At 34.5% G+C, this 17,579-nt stretch carries 11 protein-coding genes; 4 read left to right on the forward strand and 7 right to left on the reverse strand.

The window, feature by feature from the left end; translation table 11 throughout:
• Positions 1 to 294 precede the first annotated feature (294 nt).
• Positions 295 to 1,611, forward strand: coding sequence for an ammonium transporter (locus ABXT06_RS17570; RefSeq protein ID WP_354591904.1), 1,317 nt, complete (start codon positions 295 to 297; stop codon positions 1,609 to 1,611).
• Between the two features lie 175 nt (positions 1,612 to 1,786).
• On the opposite strand, the gene ABXT06_RS17575 is transcribed toward ABXT06_RS17570, so the two are convergent.
• From ABXT06_RS17575 to ABXT06_RS17585, 3 genes are all read right to left on the reverse strand, one after another.
• Positions 1,787 to 3,868: a protein-disulfide reductase DsbD family protein gene (locus ABXT06_RS17575; protein ID WP_354591905.1), complete on the reverse strand. Its 2,082-nt coding sequence runs from the start codon at positions 3,866 to 3,868 to the stop codon at positions 1,787 to 1,789.
• On the reverse strand, positions 3,868 to 5,178 hold the full coding sequence (gene tilS, locus ABXT06_RS17580) for a tRNA lysidine(34) synthetase TilS (protein ID WP_354591906.1): 1,311 nt from the start codon (positions 5,176 to 5,178) through the stop codon (positions 3,868 to 3,870). Before tilS ends, ABXT06_RS17575 begins: the two co-directional genes overlap by 1 nt.
• 218 nt (positions 5,179 to 5,396) lie before the next feature.
• Complete coding sequence (locus ABXT06_RS17585) at positions 5,397 to 6,683, reverse strand: anthranilate synthase component I family protein (RefSeq protein WP_354591907.1); 1,287 nt, start codon at positions 6,681 to 6,683, stop codon at positions 5,397 to 5,399.
• A 298-nt stretch (positions 6,684 to 6,981) separates the two neighbouring features.
• On the opposite strand from ABXT06_RS17585, the gene ABXT06_RS17590 reads away from it, so the two are divergent.
• Positions 6,982 to 7,356: a DoxX family membrane protein gene (locus ABXT06_RS17590; protein ID WP_111365426.1), complete on the forward strand. Its 375-nt coding sequence runs from the start codon at positions 6,982 to 6,984 to the stop codon at positions 7,354 to 7,356.
• 60 nt (positions 7,357 to 7,416) lie between these two features.
• Here the strand turns inward: ABXT06_RS17590 and ABXT06_RS17595 are convergent, their stop codons facing one another.
• The 3 genes from ABXT06_RS17595 to ABXT06_RS17605 all read right to left on the reverse strand — a co-directional run bounded on the left by ABXT06_RS17595 (position 7,417) and on the right by ABXT06_RS17605 (position 10,349).
• The gene (locus tag ABXT06_RS17595) at positions 7,417 to 7,959 is read right to left on the reverse strand and encodes a lipocalin family protein (RefSeq protein ID WP_354591908.1); all 543 of its coding nucleotides are present in this window, start codon (positions 7,957 to 7,959) and stop codon (positions 7,417 to 7,419) included.
• A gap of 144 nt (positions 7,960 to 8,103) precedes the next feature.
• Positions 8,104 to 9,507 (reverse strand): dihydrolipoyl dehydrogenase, encoded by a 1,404-nt coding sequence (lpdA, locus tag ABXT06_RS17600; RefSeq protein ID WP_354591909.1) that lies wholly within the window; start codon positions 9,505 to 9,507, stop codon positions 8,104 to 8,106.
• Positions 9,508 to 9,890: 383 nt separating this feature from the next.
• Positions 9,891 to 10,349, reverse strand: coding sequence for an Lrp/AsnC family transcriptional regulator (locus ABXT06_RS17605; protein WP_354591910.1), 459 nt, complete (start codon positions 10,347 to 10,349; stop codon positions 9,891 to 9,893).
• A 336-nt stretch (positions 10,350 to 10,685) separates the two neighbouring features.
• Between ABXT06_RS17605 and ABXT06_RS17610 the strand changes: the two genes are divergently transcribed.
• Together ABXT06_RS17610 and ABXT06_RS17615 are read left to right on the forward strand one after the other, a co-directional pair.
• Positions 10,686 to 11,918 carry an aminotransferase class I/II-fold pyridoxal phosphate-dependent enzyme gene (locus tag ABXT06_RS17610; protein ID WP_354591911.1) on the forward strand — a complete coding sequence of 411 codons (1,233 nt, stop codon included), beginning with the start codon at positions 10,686 to 10,688 and terminating at the stop codon, positions 11,916 to 11,918.
• A 446-nt stretch (positions 11,919 to 12,364) separates the two neighbouring features.
• Positions 12,365 to 16,294 (forward strand): starch-binding protein, encoded by a 3,930-nt coding sequence (locus ABXT06_RS17615; protein ID WP_354591912.1) that lies wholly within the window; start codon positions 12,365 to 12,367, stop codon positions 16,292 to 16,294.
• 71 nt (positions 16,295 to 16,365) lie between these two features.
• Here ABXT06_RS17615 and ABXT06_RS17620 read toward each other — a convergent pair whose 3' ends face one another.
• A complete protein-coding gene (locus ABXT06_RS17620; protein ID WP_354591913.1) occupies positions 16,366 to 17,460 on the reverse strand; it encodes a DUF695 domain-containing protein in 1,095 nt (364 codons plus the stop codon).
• Between the last annotated feature and the right edge of the window lie 119 nt (positions 17,461 to 17,579).

Raw genomic sequence — 17,579 nt, forward strand, 5'->3', positions numbered from 1 at the left:
TTGTTAAAAAGATTAAAAAATATCCACCACAACATGCAACAGACGTTTTTTAAACAACAAATATCTATTATCCTACAAAAAATAGCAATCAATTACCCCAAAAATTATCAAAAAGGATGGTAAGTGAAAAAAAAATGTTGCCAAATTGTAAATTTTAAGTTTGTTTTAAGAAATTCACGCAAAATCATGGGGGTTAAATTTTAAATTTAACAAAAATTAAACACACAACCCTATTTTTTTATGGGGTATTAAATCATTTTATACTTTTATAAAAAATTTTAAAACTAAATAACTATGCGAAAAATTATTTTAAGTGTGATTCTTATCACGATTTTGGTCCTAACCTTTATTTCGAACTTTATCATTGCAGACAACCCAATTCCTGCTGAAGCTGTAAAGTTTGATACTGGAGATACTGCCTGGATGATCGTAGCAACTGCTTTTGTATTGTTAATGACACCTGGATTAGGATTCTTCTACGGAGGTATGGTAGGTAAGAAAAACGTAATTAGTACTATGCTTCAAAGTTTTATGGCAATGGTAATTGTTACTATTCTATGGACAATTGTTGCTTTTGGATTGGCTTTTGGACCAACAATTGGAGGAATTATCGGAAACCCGTCTGAGAATTTGTTCTTTGCAGGAGTTGGAACTAATACAGCGTGGAGCCTTGCGCCAACAATTCCATTTATATTATTCGCATTATTTCAGGCAAAATTCGCCATCATTACTCCTGCATTAATTACAGGTGCTTTTGCAGAACGTATTCGTTTCTGGGCTTATTTGTTATTCATGGTTTTATTCATCATTTTAATATACGCTCCTCTTGCTCATATGACATGGCACCCTGATGGAGTTTTCTTCAAAATGGGAGTTCTGGACTTCGCCGGAGGAACAGTAGTGCATATGAGCGCTGGATGGGCTGCTCTGGCTGGAGCTATGTTCTTAGGAAAAAGAAAAGTTCAAAAAGTTAATCCTGCTAGAATTACTTATGTATTATTAGGTACAGGTTTACTTTGGTTTGGATGGTTTGGTTTCAACGCTGGATCTGCTTTAGGTGCTAATGGTCTTGCTGCTCAAGCTCTAGGAACAACTACTGTTGCTGCTGCCGCTGCTGCAATGGCTTGGGTTTTCCTTGACAAAATTTTAGGTCACAAATTATCTGCTCTTGGAGCTTGTATCGGAGCTGTTGTAGGTCTTGTTGCTATTACGCCTGCTGCTGGTTTTGTAAGTATCCCTCACGCAATCTTCATTGGTTTATTCTCTGCAATTGTAAGTAACATTGTTGTGAGCAAATTCCCTAAAGGAAAAATCGACGATGCTCTAGATGTATTTGCTTGTCACGGTGTTGGTGGTATGGTAGGTATGCTTTTAACTGGTGTTTTTGCATCAAAAGCAATCAACCCTGCTGTTGGAGATAATCAAGGTTTAATCTTCGGAACTCCTACATTATTCATCAACCAATTAACTGCTTTGGTTATCGTTTCAATCTTTGCTTTTGTAGCTTCTTATGCTTTATTCTTCATCGTTAATAAAATTACTCCTCTAAGAGTTACTGAAGAAAAAGAAGAACTAGGATTAGACATCTCTCAACACGGAGAATTCTTATAATAAATTAATTTTCACTTTCGCTTGATAAATAAAAAAGCACTCTAAATTTGACTTAGAGTGCTTTTTGCTTTTTGAATTAAATCCCTTTTATATTTTAGATTTTAGAATGTAGATTTTAGATTTCTGAATCATCTTCTCGCTTCTATTATCTTGCTTCTATTATCTTTTCTCTTAATTACTTAAAATTAGAAATTCCTTCTTTCAGCCATTGCAAATATTCTTCTGTACTCACATAACTAATTGTTGGCTTTTTACTGTTTAAATTATTTCCTTCTAAATCGGTAATTACATACAAAGGCTGTGTATTGGTTTTATATTTAGAAATCATAAAGTCTGTCCATTTATCTCCAACTGTAATGATTTTGTCTCCAGATTCTGTTGTAAATTGCTCTTCTTTTGGCAATTCACGCTTATCATCAACATAAAGAGAAATCAAAACCACATCGTTTTTAAGGATTGGCAAAACGGAAGGATCTGACCAAACATTATTTTCCATTTTTCTGCAATTCACACAAGCATAACCTGTAAAATCAAGCATAATTGGTTTATTGATTTCTTTAGCATAAGCTAAACCATCTTCGTAATCATGGAAAACCATAATTCCGTGAGGCCCTAATTCAGCACCTTCTGGCATACCTTTAATAGATCCTGCCGAAACCGCTCCGTTTCCTGAACCTCCAACCCCAAACGGACTTTCGCTATACTGAGGCGGCGGCGGGAATGCACTGATTAATTTTAAAGGTGCTCCCCAAAGTCCCGGAATCATATAAATTGTAAAACTTAAAACAATTAATCCTAATGATAATCTTCCGACTGAAATATGATGAGTTGGGCTATCGTGCGGCAATGTAATTTTTCCGAATAAATAGAATGCAAGAGTTCCAAAAATAGCAATCCAAATCGCTAAGAAAACTTCTCTTTCTAAGAAATGCAATTGTAAAACCAAATCGGCATTTGACAAGAATTTGAATGCTAATGCCAATTCTAAAAATCCTAAAACAACTTTTACAGTGTTTAGCCATCCACCAGATTTTGGTAACGAATTCAACCACCCCGGAAACAATGCAAATAACATAAATGGCAAAGCTAATGCAGAAGAGAATCCTAACATTCCAACAATTGGCGCAATTCCTCCATTTGAGGCTGCTTCAACTAATAAAGTTCCAACAATTGGCCCAGTACAAGAGAATGACACGATTGCCAAAGCCAAAGCCATAAATAATATCCCAACCAAACCGCCTTTATCTGCCTGTTGATCTGCTTTGTTTGCCCATGAATTTGGAAGCATAATTTCAAATGCTCCTAAAAATGAAACAGCAAAAATGATTAAAATCACGAAGAAAATAAGATTGAACCAAACATCTGTAGACAATGCATTTAAAGCATCTGCACCAAATATTTTGGTTACAATCAATCCTAAAATCACATAAATAGCAATGATTGATAATCCGTAAATAATAGCATTTCTAATTCCTTTTGCTCTGCTTTTACTTTGTTTTGTAAAAAAGCTCACTGTCATTGGAATCATTGGGAAAACGCAAGGCGTAAATAAAGCTGCAAAACCACCTAAAAATGCTAGAAAAAAGATTGACCACAAACTTCTTGAAGGCGCTGGTGCAGGAATTTCTGCTGCAGCCGTTTCAGCTGTTTTCTCTACTTTTGGCTGTGTAGCTTCTTCTTTTTTAACGGTATCAACTGCTAGACCAACAACTTTTGTTTCGTCCAATTTAGCCTCTGAAACAACTGGAACTTCATCCATTTTAAATGTTGAAGGAACAGGAATTGAGAATTTCTTGCTTGAGTTGATACAAACTTCTTTACAAACCTGAAAATCAAAATCTACATCTACCGTTTTTAAATTTGGGTTAATAATTTTGATCTCTTGTTCAATATGAGCCTTTCCTTCAAAGAAAGTTTCATCTACGCCAAAAACATCGTTAAAAGCTGTTCTTGTTTTGCCTTCTTTAGCTTTTCCAATTAACTCGTAATTTCCTTTTTGGTTTTTAAACGAAATTTCCAATGCAAGAGGACCTCCGTCTGGCGTAAACTGAGAATACATATGCCAGTCTTTTTCGATTGTTCCATCAAAAATTAAAATGACTTTATCTCCTTTTTTCTCCATTTTAGAAGTCCATTTTACTGGCTCTAAGATTTGAGCGTTACTTGCTAATGCAAAAAAGAAAAAGAGTAAAAAAGCAGTTATTTTATTCCAGATACTTTTCGAAGTTATCGACTGATGGGCTTGAGTAAAGTTCATTATAGTAATTCTATTTTAAGTATTTTATTTGTGGCTTTTTTTATTTTAAAACGTTCGTCTTGTCTCATTCCGACTACCCAGACTATTTGATCTTCTGAGCATAAAATCCATGTTTTTTCTTTTTCGATCAAGGATAGTTTTTCATCTTTAAAAAGTTTACTTACTTTTTTTGATTTTCCGTGCATTCCAAAAGGCTGAAAAACATCGCCTTCTTTCCATTTACGCAAAATCAAAGGATAGCGGATTTTATCAGAATCGACAAATATAACTTTATTTGAGTCGAATGTTGTGTGACCTACGTTACAAAGGCTCATTTTTAAGGGAAAATTAACTTCTGAATCGTTTTCATTTATTTCATACTCATCATTTTCTGAGTTTTCTGAAAGCGGACTTAAAATTAATGTTTCTCTATTTTTCAATAATCTAAATTCTTCCGAAAACACCTGTTTTCCAGATTGTCCTTCGGCTAAATCATATATATCATTCCAAGCCGAAAAACCAAATTCTTTCAGCCATTGATATAGATATGATTTATAATTTGGAAGTTTTTTTAGTTGATTTAAATCGAAATGAATATCATCTTCAGCTTCTTTTGCTACCTGCTGATAAATCATAATCGACGCATCTTCAACCATTTCTTTTGATTCTTGAAGAAATGATTCCGTTTTCTGAAAAGCATCTAAAAAATTAGGATTGATTTCTTTTAAAACTGGAACTAAATTATGGCGAATCTTGTTTCGAAGATATTTTGTTGATGCATTGCTGCTATCTTCTCTCCATTCTATCTTATTCTCTTCTGCATATTTCAAGATTTCTTCTCTTGAAAAAGGAAGCAGCGGACGAATAATTTTATCGTTTTGCTCAGGAATTCCAGTTAAACCTTCTAAACCTGTTCCGCGCGTTAAGTTGATGATGAAAGTTTCCAGATTATCATCGGCATGATGTGCAGTTAAGATATAATCGAAGTTTTTTTCTTCTAATAATTCATAAAACCAGCTGTAGCGAAGTTCTCTTGCAGCAACTTGCGTAGAAAGCTTATAATCTTTAGCGAAAGCTTCTGTATCAAAATGTGTGGTAAAAATTGGAATATTATTTTGATTGCAATAATTCTGAATGAATTCCTGATCTCCAAAACTTTCTAATCCGCGAAGCTGAAAATTGCAATGCAAAACTGCAATTTCATAAGGCAGTTGATTCATTAAATGCAGCAAAACCATACTGTCTAATCCGCCACTAACAGCCAGAAAAAGTTTTTTTTCGGCTAAAAACGGAAATCTGGATACGATATGATTTTGAAATTTTGAAAACATCTGATAAAAGTAAAAAATTAAATTCGATCTATTTTTAAACGAAATGTTAAGCGTTGTTTTTTTCTGCCACTAATTACACGAATTATTTTTTTTGCCACAGATTAAAAAGATTCTCACAGATTTTTTAATCATTTTAATCCCTTTAATCTGTGGCTATTTTTATAGGATTTAGCAAAAAAAATAATTCGCGGAAATCGTGCAATTCGTGGCGAAAAAAATTACTGTAGAACTTCATGCATTGCTTTTGCTTTCAACAAACATTCTTCATATTCTTTTTCCGGAATCGAAAGCGAGGTTATGGCGCTTCCAACCGAAAAAGAAACATATTTATTCTCTTGATTGTATAAAATACTTCGGATTACGACATTGAAATCAAAATCACCTTCAGGAGTAAAATAGCCGACTGCACCACTATATAATCCTCTTTTGGTCTCTTCTATTTCTTCTACAATTTCCATTACTGAAATCTTTGGCGCTCCTGTCATACTTCCCATCGGAAATGTAGTTTTCAGAACATCGACCGCTGAATATTTAGAATCTAATTTTGAAATTATAGTAGAAATCATCTGATGAACCTGTAAAAACGAATAAATCCCGCAAAGTTCTTCAACCTCAACCGAACCTTTTTGCGAGGTATGTGACAAATCATTTCGAACCAAATCGGTTATCATGATATTTTCAGCACGTTCTTTGGCATCTGAAACTAAAATATTTTTTGATTTTTCATCTTCAATTGCATCTGCAAAACGCTTAGAAGTTCCTTTGATTGGCTGCGAAATAATCTTATCACCTACTTTTTTTAAATATCGTTCTGGTGAAGCCGAAAGCAGATATTGTTTGTAATTTTTAAAGAAAACAGAAAAAGGCGCTTGTGATATTTCGTTCAGTTTTTGAAACTTTTCTAACGGATTTATAATGGCATTTTCAGCATAAAATTCCATACAGAAATTCGCTTCGTACATATCACCAATATGAATATGATGAAGCATTTGATTCACTTTTTCAACATACGATTCTTTCGAAATGCGTTGCTTCACTTCGACTCCGCTCAGTGTAACAAATGTTTCACTTTGAGTTTTTATTATTTCTTCAAAATCCTCTTCAAGCTCATCATCACAAAGCATTAAGTACTGGATTTCAAGTTCATTCCCTTTCAGGATAAAAACTTTTTTAGGCTGAAAGAAAAACAAATCGGGAAAATTCAAACCATCAAAATTATTAGATTGAAGATTTTCGATATCATTCTTCAAATCATAAGAAAGATATCCAAAAAGCCAGTCTTTTGCATTTTGCTGATACTGCTTTAAATCTTCAAAAGCGTTGAAATAATCTGTTTTTAAAGATGTAAAAGCATCAACTGCCAAAATGCAGTCAAAACTTGAATACATCTGCGGATAAGAATTACTGTCTAAAAAAACGACTTCGCGAAATTGCTGCGCCCAACTTAAAAGCTGCTCTTTAAACAGTTTCGGATTGGCAATATTTTTACGGATGGAAACTCTCAAAAATGGTAATTTTAAAGGTCAAAATTACGACAAAATTCTTTCATTAACAGAAAACAAAAAAATAATCAAACGATTTGAATTGCATTACAAAACTGTTAAAAAGACATTTATTTTATAAGAAAAAATTCGTTATATTTGATATACAATTAGATTAATCCAAAAACAGTATTGATTTGATTGTAGAATCCTTAAAAAAGAGCCTTAAAAAAATTAAATTATGATTCTCTTTTGAGCTTTTAGATTGCATTTCTTCCAATAACTTAATTAATTTTTTTAACCTTAAAAAATCCTAAGTATTATGAAAATTGCCACAATTATTGTCCGCGTTTTAATTGGCCTTTTGCTACTGTTCGCCTCTATCAGTTATTTTTTCCACCTAATGCCTGAACCTGAAACTACAGGGAATTTTAAAGCATTTAATGTAGGTTTAATGGCCTCGACGTATTTAATGCCTCTGGCAAAATCTATCGAGTTATTGTGTGGTATTGCATTTGTATCTGGGCGATATGTAACTTTAGCAAACATCTTGATCTTACCGATTACGGTAAATATTTTGTTTATCAATTATTTCCTTACTCCAGATGGCCTGCCAATTGCAGCTCTTCTTTTTCTAGGAAACCTATTCTTGATTTACAGATACTGGGATAATTATAAAAGTGTTTTTACTGCATAAGCATTTTTCAAATCGAAATAAAAAAGTCCGTCAGTGTTATCATCTGACGGACTTTATTTTTTAATTTACCTTATCGTGTTTTACCCAAACCAAATCGGTTACTTTATACCCAATTTCTTGAGCTTTGATAAGAAAATCAGCTTTTACACTCTCCGGAATTGTTTTTTCTCTAGAAAGTATCCACATATACTTTAAACTTTCTCCAGCCACAAGTGCGTATTTATAATCTTGATCGATTGCTACGACATTGTAACCAGAATAAAAAGGACCAAAAAATGAGACTTTCAGCATACCAATGTTGTCTTTTTTGACAAATCTAGCTTTCCCGACACTTTGTTCCCATTTGTCTTTTTTGACATTATAGCCCTTATTATCTACCTTTATTGTTTTATCTTCATTTAAAGAATACTCGGCAGTTACATTGTTCAAATCTCTTTCCCATTTGTAATCCAATCTGGCAATTTCATACCATTTTCCGAGATATTTTGCGCTGTCAAAGTTTGTTACAGCTTTTGCATTTTTTGGAATTCCGCCTCCGCAAGAATACAATGCGAGTCCAATCCCTGCTCCGATCAAAACCGGAACTACATATTTAGTTTTCATAATACTATCTTTTTAATTATCATAAAGATAGCACCTGAAATACACATCTAATTTACAAAATTATTTTTGAATATTATATTATATGAAGCACAAAAAAACCGTCAGATCGCTCTAACGGTTTTTAAATATAATTTAACGTAAAAATTATACGTGTAAAGCTCTATTTTCTGTCGCTGCCAATGCTGCTTCTTTTACCGCTTCCGCGAAAGTTGGATGCGCGTGGCTCATTCTTGAAATATCTTCGGCAGAAGCTTTAAATTCCATTGCAGTAACCGCTTCAGCAATTAAATCTGCTGTACGAGCACCGATCATATGAACTCCTAAAACCTCATCCGTTTTTTCGTCAGCTAAGATTTTTACGAATCCGTCTAAGTCAGCACTTGCTCTTGCACGTCCTAAAGCTTTGAATGGAAAACTTCCTGATTTGTAAGCAACTCCTGCCGCTTTTAATTGCTCTTCAGTTTGTCCAACCGCAGCAACTTCCGGCCAAGTGTAAACAACACCAGGAATTAAGTTATAATCGATATGAGGTTTTTGACCTGCTAAGATTTCTGCAACCATAACTCCTTCTTCCTCTGCTTTGTGCGCTAACATCGCTCCACGAACAACGTCACCAATTGCATAGATATTTGGAACATTAGTTTGTAAATGATCGTTTACTTCAACTTGTCCTCTGTCTGAAATTTTAACTCCGGCTTTGTCAGCGTTTAATCCGTCTGTGTATGGACGACGACCAACAGAAACTAATGAATAATCTCCTTCTAGAGTGATCGTTTCTCCTTTTGCATTTTCAGCCTGAACTACAACAGCATCGCCATTTCTTTCAACTGATTTTACTTTGTGAGAAACGTAAAATTTCATTCCTTGTTTTTTCAACACTTTTGTTAATTCTTTAGAAAGAGCTCCGTCCATTCCTGGAATGATTCTATCCATGAATTCAACTACAGAAACCTGAGCTCCTAAACGAAGATAAACTTGTCCAAGCTCGATTCCGATAACTCCACCACCGATGATAACTAAGTGTTTTGGTACTTCTTTTAAAGCCAAAGCTTCAGTAGAAGTGATGATTCTTTCTTTATCAATTTTGATAAATGGTAAAGAAGATGGTTTTGATCCTGTAGCAATTACAGTATATTTTGCTTCGATAGTTTCTGAAGTTCCATCAGCTTTTGCAACAGCAATGTGAGTTGCGTCTACGAAAGAACCTAAACCATTGAAAACAGTAATTTTATTTTTATCCATTAGGTAGTTGATTCCGCCTACAGTTTGATCAACAACAGCTTGTTTGCGGGCGATCATTTTCTCTAAATTGATTTTTACATCGCCAGAAACTTCGATTCCGTGATCTGCGAAATGTGCGATTTCTGAATAATGATGTGAAGAAGATAATAATGCTTTTGAAGGAATACAACCTACGTTAAGGCAAGTTCCGCCTAATGAATTATATTTTTCTACAATTGCAGTTTTGAAACCTAATTGTGCGCAACGAATTGCTGATACATATCCTCCAGGACCTGAACCTATAATGACTACGTCAAATGAACTCATAGTATTTTGTTTTTATTTTAGCGGTTACAAAATTAAGCAATAAAGTTCTGTTTGAAGTTTAATTTTCAATGTTTTTTGCGTGAAATATTAGCCTGTTTTAATCTTGAAGCTGGTAAGATTGTATAAGGTTCCCTAAGTTTTGTTTTTAGTCTCGCAATCCCGATAATTATCGGGAGCAGAGTCGCTAAGTTTATACCCAAGCTTGTCATCCTGAGGAACGAAGGATCACACTAGAAGCTCCGCATGCAAAATCGCCAATCTTTGTAGAGTTTCATGTGTGATCCTTCGTTCCTCAGGATGACAAACAGGACGTTAGACACACTGAAGTGCGTCTCTACAGAAAAAACCTTTGAACCTTTGTTCCTCTGAACCTTTGTGTCTTTTTAAAAAGAAATCACCGTAGAACTCTTCACTTCACTAATCATAAACATGCTCTGTGTACTTCCAATGTGTTGCAAACTTGTAAGTTTTGTAACCAAAAACTCCCTGTAAGCTTCCATATCCTTTACCAGAACTTTCAGAATATAATCGTAATCGCCGCTTACATGATGGCATTCTAGAACTTCATTTAGTTTTATGACTTCACTTTCAAATTTGGTTAGGAATTCTTTGGTGTGTTGAATGAGTTTTAAATGGCAGAAAACGACAAAACCTTTTTCGATTTTGGATTTATCTACTAATGCCACGTAGTTTTTTATTATGCCTTCGCGCTCTAACTTTTTAATTCGTTCGTATACCGCTGTAACAGAAAGATCAAGTTTTAATGATAATTCTTTGGTTGTTTTTTTACTATCGGTTTGAAGTAAAACCAGAAGTTTTTTATCTGTAGCATCTAAAGTCATCTTTATTTGTTTTGGAAAGTGAAAGAAAATCTATTGATTGGGCTTTATCAATTCAAATTTAGATTAAAAATCATTACAAATACATTTATATAGTTTTAAAATCTAATTATTCAATTCATGGTTGATTAATTTTCTTATTAGACATTATTTTGACTAGAATTTCTTTTGAGATATGAATGTCCTAGCCCTGATAGAAGTGGAAATCCTTTTGTGCCAAGGTTCGGCACAAAAGATTGGAACGGATAGCAGGAATAGCTTCTTATCCTTCGACTTCGCTCAGGATGACAATTGCAATTTTAGCAACTTGAAACAAATAAAAACTTGAAACTAACTACAATGAAAAACTTTAACCCAGCAGATAAAATTCAGGACTTACAATATTTTGGCGAATTTGGCGGTGTAAATCCGTCGATTTCTGATTCTTCGACTTATACCTTTCTTTCGGCAAAAACCATGTTTGATACTTTTGAAGGTAATATGGAGGGCTGTTATTTATATTCTCGCCATTCGTCACCAAGCAACTTGTATCTGGATCAAGCTTTGGCAGCAATGGAAGGAACGGAAACGGCAAACGTTTCGGCATCTGGAATGGGAGCTATTACGCCTACCCTTTTGCAATTGTGCGGAGCAGGCGATCATATTGTTTCTAGCCGAACTATCTATGGAGGAACTTACGCTTTCTTGAAAAACTTTACACCAAGATTCGGAATTGAAACAAGCTTTGTTGATATTACAAAACTAGATGTTGTTGAAGCAGCAATTACGCCTAAAACTAAAGTTTTGTATTGCGAAACAGTAAGCAACCCATTATTGGAGGTGGCTGATATTCGTGGTCTAGCAAAAATTGCAAAAAGACATAATCTGAAATTGGTTGTAGATAATACCTTTTCGCCATTATCAGTTTCTCCTGCAAAATTGGGAGCTGATATTGTGATTCATAGTTTAACAAAATACATTAACGGAAGCAGTGATACGGTTGGCGGTGTAACTTGCGCATCTAAAGAATTTATTAATTCATTGAAGAATGTAAACTCTGGAGCAAGCATGCTTTTAGGGCCAACAATGGACAGTCTTCGTTCTGCAAGCGTGATGAAAAACTTACGAACACTTCATATCCGAATTAAACAACACAGCCATAATGCACATTATTTGGCAGATCAGTTTGAAAAAGACGGTTTAAAAACGGTTTATCCAGGATTGAAAAGTCACCCTAGTCATGAATTATACAAAACGATGATTAATCCAGAATATGGTTTTGGGGGAATGCTGACTATTGATGTAGGTTCTTTGGAAAAAGCGAACGAATTAATGGAATTAATGCAGGAACGAAACTTAGGATATCTAGCTGTAAGTTTAGGTTTCTATAAAACGTTGTTTAGCGCGCCGGGAACTTCTACTTCTAGTGAAATTCCGCTTGAAGAACAGAAAGAAATGGGATTGACAGATGGTTTGATTCGTTTTTCTATTGGTTTAGATAATGATATTCAACGTACTTACGAAATGATGAAAGCTTGTATGGTGGAACTTGGAGTTTTGAATTCGGCAATCCCGATAACTATCGGGATGTAAAGAAGTTTTCACAGAGGCTCGCTAAAATTTTTCTCTCGCAGATTTGGCTGATTATGCCGATTTATTATTAGGGTTATAAAGAGGATCTGTTAATCTGCAAAATCTGCGCGAGAAAATCATTCACAATAAAGGCAAACATTCCTCTATAAATAAATTTGCACATTTTTTATTAGATTGTTTGAATCCGCTAGAGATATTTCTCTAGCGGATTTTTTTCTTTACAAACAACATTAAAAACTCATTTACAACCACTTAAATATTAAAAAGTAAAATCTTCATTAAAAACTAACAAATTTTACGATTAAAGTTTTTTAACTCATTTTTTAAACAAAGTTTTAAACACTAAAACGTTGTAGTAACTGAATTTCAGATTATTACATATTTTAAATACTAATAAAATATATTTTTGTCAGAAATTTAACTATTTAACCACCAAAACTTAAATTATGAAGAAAAACCTACTTTTGTTTTATGCCTTGTGCATTCCCTTTGCTTTTCTGCAAGCTCAAGTGCATACTTCTTACTTATGGCATCTGCACCAACCTACTTATTGGGGAGATATAAGCAAGAAAAATCCAAATCGATACCAAATCGTAAAAGAATCTCAAGACTTGAAAGTTTCTGGTGCCAACAATGATAAAAACGGTCTGGCTCATCCTACAAACAACCTTGAAGAAATTTTTGGAGCAGGCGATCGTGTTGCCGCATATCAGTTCGCGCCAAAAAATGCTATTAATTCTATTCGTGATTTATCCAAAGCGGGAGCACAAATTACTTATGGTGGCTCTTTGATGGAAAACGTTAATGAATTGGCACAAGCAAATCAATGGGGATATTCGAATTCTTGGACGCAGAATATCAAAGATGCAAAAGCTTGGAAAACTTCTGGCGGATTTTCTCGTATGGAGGTAGTTTCTTTCACCATGCATCATGCGCTTTCTCCTTTATTGAGCGATGAAGCTTTGAAGAAAGAAATAAAAGCGCATCAATATTATAGCGCTCAATTATTTGGAACTCATGATTCTAAAGGGTATTGGCCTGCAGAATGTGCCTTTTCTGAAAGAATTATAAAAACTCTTACAGAATGTGGCATAGAATGGTCTGTAATTGCAAATAGCCATTTATCGCGAACTTTGGCCGACTATCCAATAAAATATGGTTCTGGCGGAAGTATGTGCGATCTTCCAAACAAGGCAGATCAGGTAGAAACTCTTGGCGGAACTTGGTTCTCTGCTCAAAAAGATGCTCGCGGCGGACAGTTTGCTGTACCTTATTCTTATCTTCCTTATAAAGCAAAATATGTTGACCCGGAAACAGCTCAGGAATATAAAATCACGGTAGTTCCTATGGCTGATTACGAAAGCTATGAAGATGGATATGCTACAATAGGAACTTCATTAATTGCTCCAATTGTAGCAAAAGCAGCAACATCTCCTAGACCTCCATTAGTACTATTTGCTCACGATGGAGATAATGCTTGGGGTGGCGGATCTTCCTATTACAACGAATCGGTAACAGGATTTTCTCATGCATCATCCGCTAATGGAAATATTGCAACTACAATTCCACAATATTTATATGACAATCCTGTTCCAGAATCGGCGGTGGTACACGTAGAAGATGGTGCATGGGTAAACGCAGATGGAGATTTTGGACATCCACAGTTTACCAATTGGTTATGGCCTTTCTTTGATCCAGTCTCAAAAAAATTCAACCCAAATGGTTGGACCGAAGATATGATGAATCAAGCGATAACAACTGCAGGAGAAAATCACGCCATTATGGCTGAACAATTGGAAGGCAATAATCTTAGAATGAGCGAAATTGTAAATCCGACCTCTGCAGTAAGTCCGGCTGAAAAAGCTTGGCATTTTTTAATGGCAGGCTATGACAGTGGAAATGCTTATTATGGATTAGCTGAGGATTTAGAAATAAAAACAACACTTGCTGTTAATAGATGTGTGCAATTTGCAAAACCTACTTTAGATGCACATCCAGGCGTTGATGCAACAAAACCATCTGTTTTTATTCCGCAGCGCTGGCCTTATAATCCTGGTGAAAAAGGATATGGAGCACCTTACGCTTATAAAGATTTCTTAAACTCTGCGGATTTTACTGTATACACTTTTGCTTATGATGTAAGCGGTATTGAAAAAGCCGAATTAAAATACAGAATTGATGTTGATGGAAAAAACAGCCCTAATTCTAATCAAAATGAAACTTATGCTGGAGGAAGCGAAGTGGGAAGTTGGATAGTATTGCCAATGGCAGAAAGAGTTTTCCCAAAAGGAAATGTTACCAATAATCCGCAAGCTGATTTGTACATGCTTCCAGATGTAATTGCAAATCAATATTCTGCTGAAATTGCAGGGATATCAGAAAAATTATTAGACTATTATGTGGAAGTCACTGACAAAAAAGGAAATACCACTAAATCAAAAATTCAGCATGTTTGGGTTGGAAAAAACTTAGATGTTGCACCAAAAATAGCTTTTACACCTGAGGCTGGAAATTCAACTACAGCTATAGATGTAACTATTACAGCAACAGACAGCACAGATCCTAAACCAAAATTGTATTATACTATTGACGGTTCTACTCCAACGACAGCTTCACCAGTTGTGGAATCGGCAAAAACAATAAACATTACACAAACTACAACAATTAAAGCTTTTGCAGTAGATAAAGACGGTAATCAATCTGATATTGTAACTAAAACTTATACAATTGGAACGCTTCCAGAATTTACAGTTTATTTCAAAAAACCATACAACTGGAATTCTGCCGTAAAAATTTATTATTGGTCACCAACGGGAACTGCTCCTGCAGTAACTTATCCTGGAGTTGCAATGACACAGGATTGTGGAGATTGGTATAAATATACTTTCCCATCGACGGTAAGTGCTTCAAATTTATTGTTTAATGATGGTTCTTTAAAAACTGGCGATCTAAATTCAACTGGCGGAATCAAATTTTATGATAACGGCTGGCTAAGTGCTGAACCTGCAAACAGATGTCCTTCTGTAGTTCCAAATTTTACATTCTCACAAGCGGGTGGAAATTTCACTACAGGAACCACTTTAAATCTGACTTTAACGGCAAACGAAAGCACTTCTGTAATTTATTATACTCTTGATGGAACAGATCCTACTACAGCTTCTGCTTCTGCGGTGGGTTCAAAAGCAATTACAATAACTAGCACAACGACACTTAAAGCTTTTGTCAAGAATGCCGCAGGAGTTAGTTCAGCCATAAAAACAGAAACCTATACTTTTAGTACTCCTGCTGCTTTTACGGTTTATTTTAAGAAACCATCCAATTGGAGTTCTTCAGTTAAAATTTATTATTGGTCACCAACGGGAACTGCTCCTGCAGTAACTTATCCTGGAATTGCAATGACACAAGATTGTGGAGATTGGTATAAATATACTTTTCCGTCAACAGTAAGTGCTTCGAATTTACTATTTAATGATGGAAACCTAAAAACTGGAGATTTAAGTACTACAGCAGGAATTAAATATTATGATTCTGGCTGGCTTAGTGCAGAACCTGCAAACAGATGCCCTGTTATTGCTCCCGATTTTACCAATTCTAAACCTGGAGGAACATTTACAACTGGAACTACTGTCAATGTTGTTTTAACTGCAAACGAAACGTCTTCTACTCTATATTATACTTTAGACGGCACAACTCCTACTACAAGCTCTGCATCGGCAATTGGCAGTAAATCTTTTGCTTTTACTGCAAATACAACTTTAAAGGCTTTTGTTGTCAATACATCTGGAGTTTCATCTGCTGTAAAAACAGAAACTTACACTTTTAGTGCAGTTCCAACACTTACAGTATATTTTAAACCTCCAACAACTTGGACCACCGCTCCAAAAGTATATTATTGGAATGCTGTTCCTTCAGGAAGTGTGGCAAATGCTACTTGGCCTGGCGCAACAATGACAGCTGACACCAATGGTTTTTACAAATACACTATCACTGGACCAACATCGATCAATGTTATTTTCAATAACGGTTCTAGCGGTTCTGCCAATCAAACTGCCGATTTATTAAGTAAAACTGATGGCTACTCGTACACATGGGGAGCAAGTACATCAAAAACAGCAATTAATGTGGATAATAAAGAAGAAACACAGGAAACCTATGCTGTTCGTTTATATCCTAATCCAGTAGATCAGACACTTCTTATAAACTCTACTATTGCAATAAGCAATTACACAATTATTTCTGCTCAAGGAAGTATTGTTCAGGAAGGAAAATCTAATACAAGCAGTATTGATGTAAGCCGTCTAAGCTCTGGATTGTATTTTATTACCATTCGCTTAGAAAATGGTGTAGAAACTCTGCAGAAGATTGTGAAAAAATAAATTCTACTTTTAATCACATTCTATCAATAAAAAAAGCCGTTCTGAATAAAATCAAAACGGCTTTTTGTACTTTATCTTGGTTCGTAATGCCTAAACGTTTGCCAGTATTTGTCTTTATAGATTTCGTAACTTATCTCAAAAGAGCTTCTGTATTTTTTAATTAATTGGTCCGCTGTTTTTGACGGTTTTCTGAAATCTTTGCAAGCAAAAAAGATTTCTCTACTGTTTGCTAATGTTTCCCTTCCTATATTTAAATAACCTTCCAAATCTTTAAGATGCAATATAACCTCATCTTCTATTTCGTTTAATAACTGATAGGTCTCTTTATCTGGCATTCCATTATTATTACTTCCATCAAATGGAATTGTTATAACAAATATCCAAGGATGAGATGCTTTTTGTTCCCAGCTTAAAAGATCCGTATTCATTAATCCTATCACAATCCCGCCATCTTTTGTAGTTGACTCGAAACCTGAATAGTTATCTTTTTCTGTATTATGTCTCGTACCTTCGTATTTCTCGACAAATTCTTTTTCTCTCCAGATTAAATAATCTTTTAATTTTTCAATCGGAATTAATTCTTCAGAAATATCATTTCCTCCTATTACTCTCATATTATCTATTAGAGTAACCGAATGCAGTTCTCCTAAATAGTTATCCAAAAAGATATAAACTCCATTGGTAACTGGCTGTTTTTTATCCTCTGTAAAATGATCGTAAACAATTGTCAAATCAATTTCGTCAGGGAAATTTTTATGTATTGTGGGATAGAACTTTAAATTGTTTTTATTAAAATCGAAATTTTCATAATTAATGCTAACATCTTTAATATCTGATGCTGGTTTTAGAGCTGTAAACTTCCAACCTGCAATTTTAGGTGCTTCATTTACTAATTCTTCAATTGCATAAATATTTCTAATTGCTCCATCTGGGGTAAGAATTAATTCGGCTGTTAGATTATCAAACATTCCAGTTAAAAAATAGATGCCGTCATGAACTTCATCAAGTTTTGGTGCTAGTCTATCAAGAAAGCCTTTGTGAATATTTTTTCCATCTTTAACAACTTCAAAAAATTCTTTTTCATTTTTTTGAAACCAATTCCAAAAGTCCGTATTAGATTGTATTAAAGTCTCTTTTTTGCCCAATATTTTATCGAGAAAACCCATGTATTACTAATTAAATTTAAAATTTTACTGAAAACAAACTTAAGGAAAAGCACTTTTAAAACATAAGAATATTTCTATAAAAAATCACAAAATAAAAAAAGCCGTTCTGAAGTGCTCAG

Origin of the sequence: Flavobacterium sp. UW10123 (assembly GCF_040538975.1) — a bacterium.
Taxonomy (GTDB): Bacteria; Bacteroidota; Bacteroidia; order Flavobacteriales; family Flavobacteriaceae; genus Flavobacterium.

Coding starts and splice junctions, on each gene's coding strand:
- ABXT06_RS17570 (WP_354591904.1), top strand. CDS start 295: ATGCGAAAAATTATTTTAAGTGTGATTCTTATCACGATTTTGGTCCTA.
- ABXT06_RS17575 (WP_354591905.1), bottom strand. CDS start 3,868: ATGAACTTTACTCAAGCCCATCAGTCGATAACTTCGAAAAGTATCTGG.
- tilS (WP_354591906.1), bottom strand. CDS start 5,178: ATGTTTTCAAAATTTCAAAATCATATCGTATCCAGATTTCCGTTTTTA.
- ABXT06_RS17590 (WP_111365426.1), top strand. CDS start 6,982: ATGAAAATTGCCACAATTATTGTCCGCGTTTTAATTGGCCTTTTGCTA.
- ABXT06_RS17595 (WP_354591908.1), bottom strand. CDS start 7,959: ATGAAAACTAAATATGTAGTTCCGGTTTTGATCGGAGCAGGGATTGGA.
- lpdA (WP_354591909.1), bottom strand. CDS start 9,507: ATGAGTTCATTTGACGTAGTCATTATAGGTTCAGGTCCTGGAGGATAT.
- ABXT06_RS17605 (WP_354591910.1), bottom strand. CDS start 10,349: ATGACTTTAGATGCTACAGATAAAAAACTTCTGGTTTTACTTCAAACC.
- ABXT06_RS17610 (WP_354591911.1), top strand. CDS start 10,686: ATGAAAAACTTTAACCCAGCAGATAAAATTCAGGACTTACAATATTTT.
- ABXT06_RS17615 (WP_354591912.1), top strand. CDS start 12,365: ATGAAGAAAAACCTACTTTTGTTTTATGCCTTGTGCATTCCCTTTGCT.
- ABXT06_RS17620 (WP_354591913.1), bottom strand. CDS start 17,460: ATGGGTTTTCTCGATAAAATATTGGGCAAAAAAGAGACTTTAATACAA.